The 15,771-nt window shown below is 61.4% G+C and carries 18 protein-coding genes and 1 tRNA gene; 10 read left to right on the forward strand and 9 right to left on the reverse strand.

Translation table 11 applies throughout. From position 1 onward, the window contains the following. The first annotated feature begins 81 nt into the window (after window positions 1-81). Both Q1A85_RS04440 and Q1A85_RS04445 read left to right on the forward strand, forming a co-directional pair. A complete protein-coding gene (locus Q1A85_RS04440; RefSeq protein WP_299685646.1) occupies window positions 82-888 on the forward strand; it encodes an ABC transporter ATP-binding protein in 807 nt (268 codons plus the stop codon). After that, window positions 885-2,195: an ABC transporter permease subunit gene (locus Q1A85_RS04445; RefSeq protein ID WP_299685649.1), complete on the forward strand. Its 1,311-nt coding sequence runs from the start codon at window positions 885-887 to the stop codon at window positions 2,193-2,195. Before Q1A85_RS04440 ends, Q1A85_RS04445 begins: the two co-directional genes overlap by 4 nt. Window positions 2,196-2,255: 60 nt before the next feature. Here the strand turns inward: Q1A85_RS04445 and Q1A85_RS04450 are convergent, their stop codons facing one another. From Q1A85_RS04450 to Q1A85_RS04460, 3 genes are all read right to left on the reverse strand, one after another. Then, window positions 2,256-2,639 (reverse strand): hypothetical protein, encoded by a 384-nt coding sequence (locus Q1A85_RS04450; protein ID WP_299685652.1) that lies wholly within the window; start codon window positions 2,637-2,639, stop codon window positions 2,256-2,258. Between the two features lie 258 nt (window positions 2,640-2,897). Then, window positions 2,898-2,973 (reverse strand) — tRNA-Ala (locus tag Q1A85_RS04455). A gap of 100 nt (window positions 2,974-3,073) precedes the next feature. Next, entirely contained in the window at window positions 3,074-3,406 is a 333-nt protein-coding gene (locus Q1A85_RS04460; protein ID WP_299685655.1) for a TIGR02300 family protein, read from the reverse strand. Window positions 3,407-3,536: 130 nt separating this feature from the next. Between Q1A85_RS04460 and Q1A85_RS04465 the strand changes: the two genes are divergently transcribed. The 3 genes from Q1A85_RS04465 (at window position 3,537) to Q1A85_RS04475 (ending at window position 6,065) form a co-directional block, all read left to right on the forward strand. Continuing rightward, on the forward strand, window positions 3,537-4,229 hold the full coding sequence (locus Q1A85_RS04465) for a SprT family zinc-dependent metalloprotease (protein WP_299685658.1): 693 nt from the start codon (window positions 3,537-3,539) through the stop codon (window positions 4,227-4,229). 31 nt (window positions 4,230-4,260) lie between these two features. Continuing rightward, a complete protein-coding gene (locus Q1A85_RS04470; RefSeq protein ID WP_299685661.1) occupies window positions 4,261-4,911 on the forward strand; it encodes a GntR family transcriptional regulator in 651 nt (216 codons plus the stop codon). 62 nt (window positions 4,912-4,973) lie between these two features. Then, window positions 4,974-6,065: a PAS domain-containing sensor histidine kinase gene (locus Q1A85_RS04475; RefSeq protein WP_299685664.1), complete on the forward strand. Its 1,092-nt coding sequence runs from the start codon at window positions 4,974-4,976 to the stop codon at window positions 6,063-6,065. A gap of 9 nt (window positions 6,066-6,074) precedes the next feature. On the opposite strand, the gene Q1A85_RS04480 is transcribed toward Q1A85_RS04475, so the two are convergent. After that, window positions 6,075-7,037, reverse strand: a complete 963-nt coding sequence (locus tag Q1A85_RS04480; RefSeq protein ID WP_299685667.1) for an acetyl-CoA carboxylase carboxyltransferase subunit alpha — start codon at window positions 7,035-7,037, stop codon at window positions 6,075-6,077. Window positions 7,038-7,153: 116 nt separating this feature from the next. On the opposite strand from Q1A85_RS04480, the gene Q1A85_RS04485 reads away from it, so the two are divergent. Then, complete coding sequence (locus tag Q1A85_RS04485) at window positions 7,154-8,011, forward strand: AraC family transcriptional regulator (protein ID WP_299685669.1); 858 nt, start codon at window positions 7,154-7,156, stop codon at window positions 8,009-8,011. Here Q1A85_RS04485 and Q1A85_RS04490 read toward each other — a convergent pair. Further along, on the reverse strand, window positions 7,996-8,583 hold the full coding sequence (locus Q1A85_RS04490) for a LysE family translocator (protein WP_299685671.1): 588 nt from the start codon (window positions 8,581-8,583) through the stop codon (window positions 7,996-7,998). The genes Q1A85_RS04485 and Q1A85_RS04490 overlap by 16 nt on opposite strands. A 72-nt stretch (window positions 8,584-8,655) precedes the next feature. Here Q1A85_RS04490 and Q1A85_RS04495 point away from each other — a divergent pair, with 72 nt between their 5' ends. Next, window positions 8,656-9,108, forward strand: coding sequence for an Lrp/AsnC family transcriptional regulator (locus Q1A85_RS04495; protein WP_299685674.1), 453 nt, complete (start codon window positions 8,656-8,658; stop codon window positions 9,106-9,108). On the opposite strand, the gene Q1A85_RS04500 is transcribed toward Q1A85_RS04495, so the two are convergent. After that, complete coding sequence (locus Q1A85_RS04500) at window positions 9,105-10,298, reverse strand: LytS/YhcK type 5TM receptor domain-containing protein (RefSeq protein WP_299685677.1); 1,194 nt, start codon at window positions 10,296-10,298, stop codon at window positions 9,105-9,107. The genes Q1A85_RS04495 and Q1A85_RS04500 overlap by 4 nt on opposite strands. A gap of 100 nt (window positions 10,299-10,398) precedes the next feature. Continuing rightward, on the reverse strand, window positions 10,399-10,866 hold the full coding sequence (locus tag Q1A85_RS04505) for a DUF302 domain-containing protein (protein ID WP_299685680.1): 468 nt from the start codon (window positions 10,864-10,866) through the stop codon (window positions 10,399-10,401). Between the two features lie 121 nt (window positions 10,867-10,987). Between Q1A85_RS04505 and Q1A85_RS04510 the strand changes: the two genes are divergently transcribed. After that, a complete protein-coding gene (locus Q1A85_RS04510; protein ID WP_299685682.1) occupies window positions 10,988-11,461 on the forward strand; it encodes a lytic transglycosylase domain-containing protein in 474 nt (157 codons plus the stop codon). Here the strand turns inward: Q1A85_RS04510 and Q1A85_RS04515 are convergent. Next, the gene (locus Q1A85_RS04515; protein WP_299685685.1) at window positions 11,458-12,147 is read right to left on the reverse strand and encodes a DUF2306 domain-containing protein; all 690 of its coding nucleotides are present in this window, start codon (window positions 12,145-12,147) and stop codon (window positions 11,458-11,460) included. The two genes, Q1A85_RS04510 and Q1A85_RS04515, sit on opposite strands and share 4 nt — an antisense overlap. A 135-nt stretch (window positions 12,148-12,282) precedes the next feature. Further along, the gene (locus Q1A85_RS04520) at window positions 12,283-13,242 is read right to left on the reverse strand and encodes an L-malyl-CoA/beta-methylmalyl-CoA lyase (protein WP_299685688.1); all 960 of its coding nucleotides are present in this window, start codon (window positions 13,240-13,242) and stop codon (window positions 12,283-12,285) included. 154 nt (window positions 13,243-13,396) lie between these two features. Between Q1A85_RS04520 and Q1A85_RS04525 the strand changes: the two genes are divergently transcribed. Both Q1A85_RS04525 and dgcN read left to right on the forward strand, forming a co-directional pair. Then, window positions 13,397-14,590 carry a hypothetical protein gene (locus Q1A85_RS04525; RefSeq protein WP_299685691.1) on the forward strand — a complete coding sequence of 398 codons (1,194 nt, stop codon included), beginning with the start codon at window positions 13,397-13,399 and terminating at the stop codon, window positions 14,588-14,590. Window positions 14,591-14,723: 133 nt separating this feature from the next. Beyond that, on the forward strand, window positions 14,724-15,725 hold the full coding sequence (gene dgcN, locus Q1A85_RS04530) for an N-acetyltransferase DgcN (protein ID WP_299685694.1): 1,002 nt from the start codon (window positions 14,724-14,726) through the stop codon (window positions 15,723-15,725). Window positions 15,726-15,771: the final 46 nt, after the last annotated feature.

The following is a 15,771-nucleotide window of genomic DNA, read 5'->3' on the forward strand; positions in this document are numbered from 1 at the left end:
GGGGTGGGCGCGACTTGAACGCGCCCACCCTTTTTTCGCTCTGGCATCAGAGCGGCCCACCCTGGCAAGAGGGGGACCCCCGTGTCCGAACTTCTCATAAAAGATATTTCGATGCGCTTTGACCTGCCCAATGGCGGTCACGTTCAGGCGCTGAAAAACGTGACGCTGGACATCAAGTCCGGCGAATTGATGAGTGTGCTTGGCCCCTCGGGCTGTGGCAAGACCACGCTTTTGAATATCGTTGCGGGCTTTTTGGCCCCGACCGAAGGCCAGATAATGCTGGAAGACGAAGTGGTCCATGGCCCCGGCCCCGAGCGTGGGATGGTGTTTCAGCAAGGCGCGCTGTTCGAATGGATGAGCGTGCGGGACAATGTGAGTTTTGGCCCTGATATGAAGGGCATGAGCCGCGCTGAGAGCAAGGAAAACGTGGAACACCTGCTCGACGTCGTCGGTCTTCAGGATTTCAAGGAAAAGGCGGTATACGAACTCTCTGGAGGGATGCAGCAGCGTGTGGCTTTGGCCCGCTGTCTGGCCAATGACCCGGACGTGATCCTGATGGACGAACCGCTGGGCGCGCTGGATGCACTGACCCGTGAAAAAATGCAGAGCCTCGTGCTCGACCTGTGGAAAGACACGGGCAAGACGATCATCCTGATCACCCACTCTGTCGAAGAGGCACTGCTGCTGGGGGAACGTCTGTTGGTCATGGCTCCACGGCCCGGTCGGGTGCACAAGGAATACCGCTTGCCCTTTGCGGACATGGGCGTGGGCAATGATCTGCGCGAGGTTAAAAAGGATCCCGAATACGCGCCGACACGCGAGGAAATCCTCGAGATGATCTGGAACATGGAAGAAGAGATTATGGGCCGCACGGAGGAAAGCGCATGACCGGTTTACTTGTCCTTGCGCTCTATGTGGGCGCGTTTTTTGGGTCGTTCTATCTGGCACGCATTGTGTTCAAAAGTGCGTTCGAGAAGAAGGGTTTCAACAAGCTCAAGACCGTCACCTTTGGCGACGAAAGTGCGATTACGGCCAACCGGGTCGCGTCGGTTGTGTCGGTCATCACCGTGTTCTGGCTGTGGGTGGCCTTTACCAATTCGGCGATTCCACTGCCAAAATTTCCGGGCCCGTTTTCGGGTGACATGAGCTTTACCTACACCGCGCAACTGGAGGACGGTACAAGCGACGATGCGACCGTAACCATGCGCGTCTACCGCGAGGATATCCAGCAAACGCTGGATGCGGAGGGCAATCCGGGCCGCGAACCCGACGCACCAGAGGTGGAACCCGGCGAAGGGTTTGCCAAGAATGACGGGCTCACGGTGGCCCGCTATTCGTTCAAGGTCATCAATGTCTGGTCCAACGACGAAGTGTCCAAGCGCGATGGCTCAACCGTCGTGGCCATCAACGGGCAGCCCGTTGCGCCCGGCGACAAGATCAAGGTGCCCGAAGGCACGATTGGTCTGACGGACAAAGGCACGCCGACCTTTGAGCCTGCGGTGGGACTGCGCATGGCGCGGCTGTACCTGCCCGCGCCCGAAGTGGTGTTCCAGCGCTTTATCTGGCTGAACCAAGAGGGGTATCAGGGCTATACCCTGCTTGAACACACTTGGTATTCGCTGAAACGCGTTGTGCTGGGTTTTCTGATCGGGGCCGTCGTTGGTGTACCGATTGGTTATGCAATGGGCCTTACGGGCTGGGCGCGCGGGTGGTTTGACCCGATCGTGGAATTCATGCGGCCCATTCCGCCGCTTGCCCTTATCCCGCTGATCATCATCTGGTTTGGGATTGGTGAGGTCGGCAAGGTGGTTCTGCTGTTCCTTGCGGCTTTGTGGATCATGATCATTGCGGCGCGATCCGGTGTGTCAGGCGTCGCCATTTCCAAGGTCCACGCAGCCTATTCGCTGGGCGCGTCCAAGTGGCAGATTCTGTCCAAGGTGATCGTGCCAAACTCTTTGCCGGACATCTTTACCGGCGCGCGGGTGGCGATGGGGGTCTGTTGGGGCACGGTTGTCGCGGCAGAGCTGGTCGCGGCGAATGTGGGTCTCGGCAAGATGATCGTGACGGCGTCCAAGTTCCAGCTGACCGATATCATCATCGTCGGCATCATCATCATCGGTATCATTGGTTTTGCCATCGAAGTCGGGATGCGGGCGCTGGAAAACTGGCTGATCCCGTGGAAAGGCAAAGTCTGACCGGGGCAACGCCCGTATGCATGAAGGAGGCGGGGCCGGACAGGCCCCGCCTTTTTCATATCAGGCCGTTGCCATGGGTGCGGACGGCTTCATAAAGCATTTGATCAGCCCGACGAGCGCGCGCACGGTGAACCAAAGCTGCGTTGCGATGGCGACCAGCAGGCCAATGGCAAAGAACGTAGGGATACCGCTTTCGGTGGCGACACCGGCGGCGTCGTACTGAAGCTCTATGGTCAGCGATACGGCCATCAAAACAAAGGCCGCCAGCCAGCCCATGCCGCAGCGCCAGAAGACCCGGATTTGTGTTTCATATTCGGCGCGGGCGTCAGCGCCGGCCGTCCCTTTCCACATATAGGCAAAGACGATTGCGATGAACGGCGTGAGCACGGCCGCGATCCCGGCGAGGTAGAGTGCCCAGATGAGGGTTGGTTTGCTGTCAGTCATGGTCTGTCCCGTTTTTCGTTTCTGCGGTCAGAGTGCTGTGCCATTGGGGCGGGAATTTGGCAGATTGTGGGGCATTTGGTGCGGTTCCGCGTCAGTCAACGACAGGCGCCGTCCCGATGCGATGACCGTTATCCGGAGTGTCGGGATGGTGGAGCATAGGAGGCCTGACCGCCGTCTCAGGGTGCCTGCGATGCAGGTGCCCGTCAGTCGGCGCCTGACGCCGAAGCAGAGCGTGAACGGCAATCAACAGTGTGGGGATGGTGGAGCATAGCGGGATCGAACCGCTGACCTCCTGCATGCCATGCAGGCGCTCTCCCAGCTGAGCTAATGCCCCATCCTTGGTGGCCGTTGCCGACCGTGCGCGGTGATTAGGCGCTTTGCCCAGCGGGATCAAGCGAAAACCGACCCCGCCGCGGCATGTTCAAAAGCCGAATTCAGGAGTCGTCATCATCGGCTGCGACGTCGGCCAATTCCTCGAGGGGAACTGTGTCCTCTTCTTCGTCGTCATCCAGCAGATCGTCGTCCAGTTCGACCTCGACGTCATCATCATCGTCGATCACCTGATCTTCGCCTTCGGCGGCGGTTGCCACCTTGGCTTTGGTGGTGGCGGCATCTGCGGCGTCGGCGGCAATCATGCGGGTCTTGGAGCTGTCCAGCTCGACGACATCACCCGTGTAGGGGCTCACGATGGGCGAGCGGTTCATGTCGTAAAAGCGCTTGCCGGTGGTGGGGCAGCGGCGTTTTGTTCCCCATTCTTCCTTGGGCATGGATCATCCTTTTGCGTCGGGTGGCGGGGCGAAACCGCCCCGTTTGGTCGCGGTGATATTGCGACGATTCTGGGCAAGTGCCATAAGCGAAAGGTGGAGTCAAAGGCTTAGGCAGCTGTTGGGAGATGGGATGAGCAGCCACGTTCTTCAAGGCGATCCCGATATCCCCCTGATCCTGCGGCCATCAGCGCGCGCGCGGCGCATCACGTTGCGCGTCAGTCAGGTGGATGGGCGGGTCACGGTGACGCTGCCGCGCCACGTGGCAGAGGCCGAAGCGCTGGCCTTTGCTGCGCAGAAAGAGCCTTGGATTCGCAAACATCTGGACGGGCGCGCGGCCACGGTCGCCATGGCACCGGGCGCGGTGCTGCCCGTTGCCGGGCAGACCGTGACGCTGGCGCCCGGCAAGGGACGGTCGGTGCGACTGGACGGCGATGTGCTCATGGTGCCGGGTGCGCCAGAGGCCATGGGACCGCGGGTGGCGGGCTACCTCAAGGCGCGGGCGCGGGACACGTTGGCAGCCGCCTCGGACCATTATGCCGCACGGGCGGGTCGCAGCTATTCCGGCTTGTCCTTGCGCGATACACGGTCCCGTTGGGGGTCGTGTTCGTCATCGGGGCGGCTGATGTATTCATGGCGGTTGATCCTCGCGCCGCCGCGCGTGCTGGACTATGTGGCGGCCCATGAGGTCGCGCATCTGGCGCAGATGAACCACAGTCCCCGGTTTTGGGCCGAGGTGGAGCGCATTCACGGCCCCTATGCCGAACCACGTCAATGGTTGCGGGCCAATGGCGCGCAATTGCACCGCTACAGCTTTGGTGATTGACGGCGTATCGGCGTTGTGATCACAAATTGGCATGAGCACAGCCACACCCGCACGCGACACCGCCTCTGCCGCCCATGACCGCGTCTATCGCCGTTTGCGCACGCGGATCATGCACGGCGACATCGCACCGGGTCAGGCGTTGACCCTGCGTGGCATCGGCAAGCAGTATGACGTGTCGATGACCCCCGCGCGTGAAGCGGTGCGCCGGTTGGTAGCCGAAGGAGCGCTGACCCTGTCGCAGTCGGGCCGTGTGTCCACCCCCGAGCTGAGCAATGAGCGGATCGAGGAACTGGCCGCCCTGCGCGCGCTGATCGAGGTCGAACTGGCGACACGCGCCCTGCCACGCGCGCATCTGGCCCTGATCGAGCGGTTGCAGACCATCAACACCGCCGTGGCCGAGGCGGTCGCCCACCGCGATGCCGTCAGCTACATCCGCACGAACCTCGAATTTCACCGCACGCTGTATCTGCGCGCGCAGGCCCCTGCGATGCTGGCCATGACTGAAACGGTGTGGTTGCAGATGGGGCCGACAATGCGCGCGCTTTACGGACGGTTGCGGCGGACTGAACCGCCGCAATACCACCGCTTGATCATTGCCGCGCTGCGGGCAGGGGACGAGCCCGGGTTGCGCATCGCGGTGCGGTCGGATGTCACTCAAGGGCTGCGGATGCTGGCGAGCTGACTTCAACGATTTGCTAAGGTCCTTCGCGCTATGGTCGCAACGCGCCACTGGGGTTCCTCGCAATGCTGCCGGACTTTTCGATCTACAACGCGATTGCATCGCCTGTCTTTGTCCTGACCGAGGATGAAAATGGCGACGTGGTGTACGTGTTTATGAACGCAGCCGGGTGCCGGCGGCGACTGTGTGCGCCCAGCGATGTCATTGGGAAAAAGGCGACTGATCTGTTTCCTGGCCGCGCGGCGCTTACCGCTTATGAGCGCCAATGCGCAGCTTGGCGGGCCGAAATCGAGATGTCTTATGAAATCCCCTATGCGGTTGGCGATGAGGATATCTGGTTCCTGACCCGGCTTGTCCCGCAGCGCGATGTGAATGGCACAGTGACCCACATGGTTGGTCTGACGCAGGACATCACCATGGAAAAACGTCTCGAACAGGCGCACGCGATGACAAGTGCGCTGGTGGACGAGATGGAGGATTTTGTCCGCTTCGCAGCCCATGACCTGCGCAGCCCCATCGCCAATGTCAAAATGTTGACCGACATGTTGCGCGACGGTTTTGTTGATATGGGCGACGGCAAATACGAACTGATTCAGATGATTGAGGATATCGCCGAAGGTGCGCTGGACCTGATCACTGATGTGCTGACACAATCAGCGGCGGTGCGCGCCGACACCAAGGTCACGCAATTCACGTTCCGCAATATGTGTGAAAACATCCTCGCCACACTGGACCCGGCGCGTCAGCATCGGGTGACACTTCCCGATGTAACGGTTGAGGGGGATTATACTGCGATACAGATCATTGTGCGGAATCTGGTGGACAACGCGCTGAAACATGCGGGCCTGGACGAGATTTCGCTGCAAATCGATGTTTCAGATCAGGGCGACGGACAGATTGCGATATCGGTCTTGGACAATGGCAAAGGGTTCGATGACCCGTCGCTCGCCTTTCTACAGGATGAAGACTCTTCGGCACAAAGCGGGTTCGGCCTCTTGGGCCTCCGGCGGCTGGTTCGCGCCCGCGGCGGTCAGATCAGCGTCGAACATGGGGTTAACGGCACGGGCGCGCGGGTTAACGTGGAAATGCCCGGCCAACTTGTGCAAATGGCTGTCGAAGAAACGGCGACGTTGGCGCTTGGCCAGCGCTACGTCTAGCGGCGCGCGTCAGGCGGCGAGGCCAGTCTGACCCAACGACAGGAACTTTTTCCGCCGGTCCGCGACAAGCGCTGCGCCGGATTGGCCCGACAATTCGTCCAGCATCGCGCCGATTGCGTTGCCGACCGATGCCAGCGTGGCCGCGCGGTGCCGGTGAGCGCCGCCCATGCCTTCGGTGATGATCCGGTCGATTACCCCCAACTGCTTGAGGTCCTGCGCGGTCAGGCGCAGCGCTTCGGCGGCTTCGCGCATCTTTTCGGCGTCTTTCCACAGGATTGAGGCGCAGCCCTCGGGGCTGATGACCGAATAGACAGAATGCTCCAGCATCGCGACGCGATTGGCCGTTGCAAAGGCGACGGCGCCACCTGACCCACCCTCACCAATCACGACGGAGATCAACGGCACACCGATTTGCAGGCACTTTTCGGTGGAGCGCGCGATGGCCTCGGACTGGCCGCGTTCTTCGGCACCTTTGCCGGGATATGCACCGGGCGTGTCCACGAGGGTGATGACGGGCAAGCCAAACCGGTCCGCCATATCCATCAGACGGATCGCCTTGCGGTACCCCTCGGGGCGGGCCATGCCAAAATTCCGTTCGATCCGCGATTTGGTGTCGTTGCCCTTTTCGTGGCCCAGCACCATGACCGGCTGATCGTTAAACCGCGCAAGTCCACCCATGACCGCGTGGTCGTCGGCAAAGTTCCGATCTCCCGCCAGCGGGGTGTAGTCCGTGAACAATTCGTTGATGTAGTCCACGCAATGTGGCCGGTCGGGATGGCGGGCCACTTGGCATTTCCGCCACGGTGTGAGATCGGCGTAGAGTTCTTCCAGCAAGGTTGCCGCCTTGGCGTCCAGCCCGGCGGCCTCGTCCGAAACATCCATGTCCTCGTTCTGGCGCGCAAGTGCCCGCAGTTCTTCGGCCTTGCCTTCGATTTCCGCCAGCGGTTTTTCAAACTCGAGATATTGCGTCACGCCTGCGCCCCGTCTTTGGTTTCATGCTATATGGCCGGGGCGGGCTTCAGATGCAACTCAGCAAGATTTGTCGCGCGGGCGTATGGCATGGATCGTGCAGGCAATCGGACGGAGCAATGACGGCACGATACGAAGACAGAATACGCCGGGTGTTGCGGTATATTCACGACAACCCGGCGGGGGATCTTTCGCTGGACACCCTTTCGGATGTCGCCGCCCTGTCGCGGTTCCACTGGCATCGCATCTTTCACGCCATGACGGGTGAAACCTGCGCCGACGCGGTTCGCCGTGTGCGCGCGCATCGTGCGTCGTTCTGGCTGGCACAAACGGATGCGTCACTGGACCGGATCGCGCGACAGGTCGGCTATAGCAACACGCAAAGTTTTGAACGGGTGTTCCGGGACGTGTTTGGCATGACCCCGGTGTCGTTTCGCAATCACGGCGTTCCGAACCGTGCGCCTCTTATTCTCAGAACAGGAGACGACGAGATGTATGATGTAAAGGTGATGGATGCGCCCGCGCGCCGTTTGGCAGGGCTGGAACATATCGGCCCCTACGAAGAGGTCGGGCGCGCGTTCGAGCAGGTGACGGCGGTTTTTGCGACGCACAACCTCTGGCCGCAGGCGCGCGGCATGGTGGCAGTTGGGTATGACGATCCAAACAGTGTTGAGCCGGAGGCGTTGCGCAGCTTTGCGGGCATTGAGGTGGGCGCAGAATTTGTGATGCGCTCTGATCTGGGCGAGGCCCGCGTCCCGGCCGGGCCACATGCTGTGCTGCGGGTGACAGGTCCTTATGCACAGCTGAGCGCCGCTTACGACCACCTCTTTGGCCAGTGGTTGCCACGATCTGCCCGCGAGCCGGCGGATGCGCCAGCATACGAGGTGTACATCAACTCACCGCAGGATACTGCGCCAGCGGATTTGATCACCGATATCCACGTGCCGCTGAAGGGTTTGGCTCAGAGCACGGGATAAAGTGACGCGACCAGCAGGGCTGCCATGGTCCAGTTGAACGCGCGCAAGCGGGCGCGGCTGGTCAGCAGTCGCGCCATGCCTTGCCCCAGCAAGGTCCAAGAAGACACGGATGGCAGGTTGATCGCGCCAAAGATCAGTGCAACCAGCGCAATGGCCCATAGCCCGGTGCCGGGGCTGTAGACTGTGACGGCGGTCAGCGCCATGGTCCACGCCTTTGGGTTGACCCATTGAAAGGCCGCTGCTTGGAGGAATGTCATGGGACGACCCGTGGCCGCCTGTGCAGTGGCGGGGGCGGCTGTCGCAATTTTCCACGCAAGATAGAGGAGGTACGCCACGGACGCGGTTTTCAGCAGTGTGTGGCTGGCTGGATACGCGACAAAAATCTGCGCCAGACCGGCACCGACAAGCATCACCATGAGGACAAAGCCGCATCCGATGCCCAGCATGTGTGGAATTGAGCGGCGAAAGCCGAAATTTGCGCCCGATGCCATAAGCATCAGGTTGTTCGGTCCCGGAGTGATGGAGCTGACAAAGGCGAAGGTGGCCAGCGCGGCGAGGATGTCCGTGTTCATTGCGCCAATATGTGCGCGAAACGGGTGGGGATGATTGCAAAATGGTGCGCTATCACAGTATTTTTGCAACAGATGGCGAAGTTGGACCAGATAAACGAGCGGATATTGCAAGAATTGTCGCGCGACGCGCGGCTGAGCAATACAGCGCTGGCGGAACGGGTGGGGTTGTCGCCCTCGGCCTGTTTACGTCGGGTGCAAGACCTTGAACGATCCGGCGTCATCGTTGGATATCGTGCAGTGCTGGACCGGACAAAACTGGGCACCGGCTTTGTTGCTTACATCGGCGTTGGACTGAACGATCATTCCAAGTCGAGCCAAGAGGCGTTCGAGCGCGCGATGTTGCGTGCCGCGGAGGTCCGCGAATGTCACAACATCACGGGCCCGATTGAATATCTCTTGCGTGTCGAATGCGCCGATCTGCCCAGCTACAAACGATTTCATACCGATCTGCTGGGTGCGTTGCCGCAGGTGAATGCGATCACCACCTATGTGGTGATCGGTGCGCCAAAGGACGAACGCGCCTAGGCCGACCGGCGCAGGCCAGCATCAGCCAGATCAAACAGTCGCCCCATCGTCGCCCGCGACAGGCCCGCAGGCAGTGGCGGTTCGTTATTGGGCGTATGGGTCCAATTGCCGGCGCTTTGGTCCCGGCGCGCCACGCGCCGTTTCGACGCAGAACGCTCCACGTCCTCAGCTGTGGTTGCAGGTTGCCCCGGTTGCCGCAAACGGAAGTTTTCGACAAGAACGGACAGCGGGACTTCGACGTTGCCGTCCAGCAAGAACGGCGTATCCGCGACGAGGCGGCGCAACGTGCTGCGCATGGGGCGCAAATCCAGCATTTCGGCTTCGGTTACGGGGACCAGAAGGCGCCGCGCCGCGTCGATGCCAAGGGGACGATTGTCCTGCAACAGTCCGGCGACGCGCACGCGCAATGCGCCAAGGGTCTGGTCCACCGCGGCGCTGCCCCATGTCTGTTTCAGCCAGCGCGTGTTCTTGAGCGTGACCGCAATGACACCTGCGATGCCATCGTCGTGGCCCGACGCGTTGAAATGCGACACCTCATGTGCAAATCCGTCCAGAGCGAGCAGACGGGTGGCCGGATCAAGTTTGGCCGAAGCGGCGAGCCGGGCGTGGGTTTCGTCGCGAACTTGCTCGCGCAGCAGCAGCAGCCCGATGATCGGCACACTGATCAGGTTAAGGACAAGGATCGTCGGCGCGGCTGCCTGAAAGTACCAGACCAAAATGGCATGTGGCGCCAGAAAGGCCGACAACATGTGCAGGTTGACCGCGACCGCCAGCACCGCAAGTCGGATCCAAACCTGTGAGATCAGTGTTGCTGCAAACCGCGACCATGCATAGCCCACTGCGCCCGCAATCAGCATTCCAACAACGCCCGGCAGCACGCCAACGCCGCCCAGACCGATGCGCACGGCGACAGCGATGCACAGACACATCATCAAGCCGCGCAATCCCAGAAACGCACCGGCAAGCACGATGGGCACGTTGCGCATATCCACAATCACACCCTCAGCCGGGCTGACCGGCATCGACATTTGCAAGCTGACCACGAGGCCGAACAACAGCCCCTGCAACAAGGGCCCAAAACGCCCGCCCTTGAACGCCGGTCCCGCAGCGCTGAAGCCGATCACAAGCAGACCAAGCACGGCAATCGAGCTTACAAAATCGACCAGTTGCGCAATACCAATGAAACTCATGAAACTCTCCAGACAACCCCGCGCCCAGAAAAAGCTCAAAATGTGAACATAGCTTAAAACCAACCGGCGTGTCGGACGCCGAAGTCATTCAAAATTGAGTCTACTGCACCGCCATATCTGCAATCGCGGCAAAGATCGCATCCAACTCGCCCGCGATCCGGGCGAGGTCCGGCCCGGCCTCATCCTTGTAGGGGGCAAACACGGTCGACGGTGTCTTGTAGCTAAGCGTCGCGGTGCCGTCCGTGTTTTCGGTGACGTATATGCGGATGGGGGCTTCGATCATCGCGGCTGTGGACAGGCCCAGCACCTCGACCGCGTAGAGGTTGTTGAACAGCCCGATCACCCGGTTGCCGGGGATGGTGACACCACGGTTTCTGGCAGCACCCGTGGGTCCGGCTTGGGTGACGACGCCCATCTTGTTGGCTTTGGCGGCAGATTTCACTGCGTCGATAAGCTGGTCATAGGTTTTTGATGTTTGTGTCACGGACCAACCTGCGCGCGGCGTCATTTCGGCGGCGGCGGGCAGGGTCAGGCAGATAAGGGCGAGGGCGGCAAAGAGGCTGCGCATGGGGTCGTCTCCGGCGATTGACTGGTGTCACGTAATCACAGCAGGCACGAAATTGCCCAATCACGGTTTAGTGCGCCTAGAGGGCGTGACGCGTGGGGGGCGTCCGGGGTAGGCGCAGGTTATGAGATACCTTGTCGTGATCCTGATTGCCCTGCTCGCCGCCTGCTCGGGTGGTGAACCAGAGCGTGCGGCAGCCCCTGTGGTGCCGCTTTACCCAAACGAGACGCAGGAGTTGCGTGGGCTGATCGAGGCAGCGGCTGCCGAGAACGATGTGCCAGTGGCGCTGATTCAGCGGGTCGTGATCCGGGAAAGCACACACCGTCCCGCCGCGCGCAACGGGCCGTATTACGGGTTGATGCAAATCCTGCCCGCAACCGCGCGGTCGATGGGGTTTCGAGGGCAGCCCAGCGACCTGCTCGATGCAGAGACCAACCTGAAATACGCGGTGCGATATCTGCGCGGGGCGTGGCTGGTTTCTGACGGGGACATGGACACGGCGGTGATGTGGTACGCGCGCGGCTACTATTACGAGGCCAAGCGGCGGGGTCTGGTCGCAGAGACGGGCGTGGACGGGCGCAAGGTCTGGCCGGACTAGAGACGACGGTCGGACGCTGTTTGGCCTGCGGCCAAAGGCGCCCCGCCCGCCGTCCCATGAGCGCGCGCACCATACATCCAGATCACGGTCAACGCGACGGCGAGGTTGAAGGCCCAGGCCGAGATCATCAGGGCTTCGCGGATTATTCCGGTGGGTTCCGCGCTTGCTGCGATCATCCAAGTGATGCCAAAAAATCCTTGGGTGGACGCCCCCTGACCAATGGCATAGGCGCAGATCATGGCAGCGCGGTGATGTAAGACCGACCTTCTGCGCGCGGCGAAGAGGCCCGTGCCGATGAGCGCAATCATTGTGGTCCCCAGTACCATGCGCACCCAAAAGAGCGCCGGGCCCTGCAACGTCTCCGGGAAGGGAAAGGTGACCGTCATCCACAGCCCCGTTGCCGCCGCCAGCCCGCCCGACAGTGCCACTACAGGTCCGATTTTGCGGTGCAGGCCGGGGCGCAGGCTTGGCAGGAATTGCAGCGCACCAAAGATGCAAAAGACAAAACTGGTGCAAATGTGGAGAACAATGGGCAGTGGCGTGGCCAGTGCCCGGGGGTTGGCAGGCATGAGCGCCGTGCCAAGCGTCAGATCAATGACCCGGACCAGACCACCCAGCGCCGGGATGATCGAATAAAGGATCATGAACGCAAGGAAGACGCGTTCGGATGTGCGCAGTGATACCATGTCGGGCCCCTGTTGTGCGGTGTGTGCGCACCACATGCAGGAGCGGGCCGTCGGCGGCCATTGTCGAAAACTGTCTGCGGGATATACGAAAACGCATGGGGCGGACGGCCACAGGCCAGCCGCCCAAAGGCGGGCCTAGTGGCCCGCAATCATCTCTGATTGTTTGACGATCACTTCGGCCTGCTTGATCGAGGCAATGTCGACAAGGCGGCCCTTGTAGACCGTGGCGCCTTCGCCTTTTGCCTTTGCCTCCTCCATGGCGGCGAGGATTTCGCGGGCTTCCGCGACCGCTGCCTCAGACGGGGTGAAAACCTCGTTGGCGAGGGCAACCTGTTTGGGGTGGATTGCCCATTTGCCAACCATGCCGAGAGTCGCGGAGCGTTTTGCCTGTGCCACGAAGCCGTCATCGTCGGAGAAGTCGCCAAAGGGCCCATCTACCGGCAGCACACCATGTGTCCGACAAGCGGCGACGATGGCGGCCTGCGCCCAGTGCCACGGATCGGACCAGTGTTTCTGACCGTCGCGGATCATATAGTAATCTTCCTGTGTGCCGCCGATGCCTGTCGTCGCCATGCCCATGGATGCAGCGAAATCCGCAGCGCCGAGGCTCATCGCGGCCATGCGGGGGGAGGCGGCGGCGATCTCTTCGACATGGGCGATACCGGCCGCGCTTTCGATGATGACCTCGAAGGTGATGGGCTTGGTGCGCCCCTTTGCGGCCTCGATGGCCGTGACAAGCGCATCGACGGCATAGATGTCACCGGCATTGCCAACTTTGGGGATCATGATCTGGTCCAGCCGGTCGCTGGCCTGTTCCAGCAGGCCGACCACGTCACGATACCAATAGGGCGTGTCGAGCCCATTGATCCGGACGCTCAGCGTCTTGGTGCCCCAGTCGATGTCGCCGATGGCCTGAATGATATTGGCCCGCGCGCTGTCTTTGTCCGAGGGCGCCACGCTGTCTTCGAGGTCGAGGTTGATCACATCCGCCGCGGACGCCGCCATCTTTTCAAAGATGGCCGGACGGGAGCCGGGGCCAAACAGTTGGCAGCGGTTGGGACGTGCGGGCGGGGAGGGTTGCAGGCGAAAGGACATCGGAAGCTCGCGTAATATAATTTCAATTGGAGGTGCGATGCCGATAGGATAATACGCGCGGCTGCGCAAGACTGGTTCGGACCGGAATTCATCCTTCCCTTGCGCCTGCGACCGCTTCATCCTGTGCGTGTATGTCAGTCTGGGGGACGATGGCATGTTGCGGAACCTGGAACACCGGCTGGTGTGGACCGCGTTGGTGGTGGTGACCGTCTACGGGCTATACCGGGTGCAGGCCTTGTTCCCGCTGGTGGGCGCGGATGACAGAGTGCTGCATTTCTACGATCTGGACGCCTTTCTGGCGGCGTATCCAAGCGGCATTCTTGGGATCATTCCGTCGCGGGTATGCAGCCTGTCGGCTGCCATGTGCGACGTGCCGCGCGACATTGAGGTCGGCAAGCTGGCCGATCCGATGCTGTCCAGCGGGTACTTTGTGTGTTTTTTGGGACTGTGGCTGTCGATGTGGGTCGAGGGCCTTTATCGCGCGATGTCCACGCAATTGCGGGCCGAAGGCGTGCTGCATTGGACTGACGCCGACGATGCGGTGATCGAACACCGGCGCATGATGTTTTCGCGCGTCACAGCGTTGTGCGTGGTGGTGATGGTCTTTCCCGGTACGGTTTTCCTGCATTTTCAGGGCTGGCCCACCGAGCCTGCCGCGCACGAGATGCTTTGGTCCATGACTTTTCTGGGAGCGCTGGCAGGACACAGGCTGGGCACGATCGCGGCCCTGGGAACCTTTGGGCGGCGCTTGAACCGCAGCGGTGGGCAATTGCGGCTGGTACTGGGGCACAGTGACGGCGCAGGCGGTGCCCGGCGTGTGGGCGAGTTCCTCGCCTTTCAGGGTATCCTGGTCTCCCTGCCGATCACGTGGCTGTCTTTTTGGCTGGCGATGGTCTGGAGCGTGCCGGAGGTGCGCGCATTCTACGGCCAGTGGTGGCCGCTGCATCTTGGCCTTTTGATCGTGGCGATGGTGATTGCGTGGTACGGGCTGATCTCGCCCTTCTACACGTTCATCGGCCACTACCGCGCCTCCAAGAGAGAGGTCGTCGCCGCGTGGCGGGCCAAGACCGTCGGAACGCTCAGCGACCTGCAATCGGTCTTTCACAACAGCGACAACTGGCGTGATGCAAAGTCCGCCATTGAGGAAAGCGAGGCCCTGACCGCTGTCTCGTCCCGGATTTCGTCGATGTCCAGCGTGCCGCTGCGCGCGTCGGTTCGGGGCCTATTCTCGATCACCAGCCTGTTTCCGCTGTTCACCTTAGGACTTGAGATCCTTGTTCCGAACGAAAAGGGATTCGTCAGCCTGATGTCGCAGGTGATGAATCTGTTCGGTCGTGTGTTGGGGTGACGCAAGAACCTTCGGCGATATCCATCCAAACGCACATTTCTTCGGCTCGGGTGTGCAGAAAAGGGGATTTTGCGAGCAATGTGTCCGATACTTGCATGAAACTGCGCGGCAGCTGCTAGGGGAGCCTCGTGACATGATTCAAACACCGTATCTTCTGTTTTTGGGCGATGCCCCTGACCAACTGGCCGCCAAGGTCGCCCAAGGGATCAAGGATTGGCGTCCCGAAAACGCCGTGGGCCAGTTGCGCCTGCCGGGATGTGGTGCCGATATGGGCCTGACCGACATGACCCTCGAAGACGGGCTGGCCGCCGGGGCCAAGACGCTGGTGATCGGTGTGGCGAACCGGGGCGGCATCATATCTGATGCGTGGAAAGTGGTTTTGGTACAGGCCCTGCAAATGGGCTATGACCTTGCCGCTGGTCTGCACACCCTGTTGCGCGACGAGAACGAGCTGCAATCGGCGGCAAAGGTGAATGGCGGGACGCTCCATGATGTGCGTGTCCCCACGGTGGCCTACCCGATTGCAAACGGTCAAAAGCGCACCGGCAAGCGGGCGCTGGCCATTGGTACGGATTGTTCTTGTGGCAAGATGTACACGGCGATGTCGATGGACGCCGAGATGCAGGCCCGTGGATTGAAGTCCACGTTCCGGGCCACGGGCCAGACGGGCATCCTGATCACGGGCAAGGGTGTGCCGCTGGACGCGGTGATCGCGGATTTCATGGCTGGCGCGGTCGAATATTTGACGCCGGACAATGATGCCGATCACTGGGACCACATCGAGGGGCAGGGCAGCCTGTTCCACGTGTCCTATTCGGGCGTGACCATGGCGCTGATCCACGGCGGCCAACCCGACGCGCTGGTGCTGTGTCACGAGCCGACGCGGACCCATATGCGGGGCCTGCCGCACTACGCCCTGCCGTCGCTGGAGACGCTGCGCGATACGGCTCTGCCAATTGCCCGCGTCGCGAACCCCGCAGCGCAGGTCACCGGCGTTTCGGTCAACACCAAGGCGCTGGACGAAGCGCAAGCGCGTGCGTGCTTGACCGAGATCGAGGATCGGATGAACCTGCCTGCGACGGACCCGTTCCGTTTCGGTGCGGGGAAACTGGTGGATGGTCTGTTGGCCCTGTGAGGGGCGCATGAGACGGACCGGCCCTTCGGGGAGGATTTTTTGGGAC

Origin of the sequence: uncultured Tateyamaria sp., assembly GCF_947503385.1 — a bacterium.
Taxonomy (GTDB): domain Bacteria; phylum Pseudomonadota; class Alphaproteobacteria; order Rhodobacterales; family Rhodobacteraceae; genus Tateyamaria.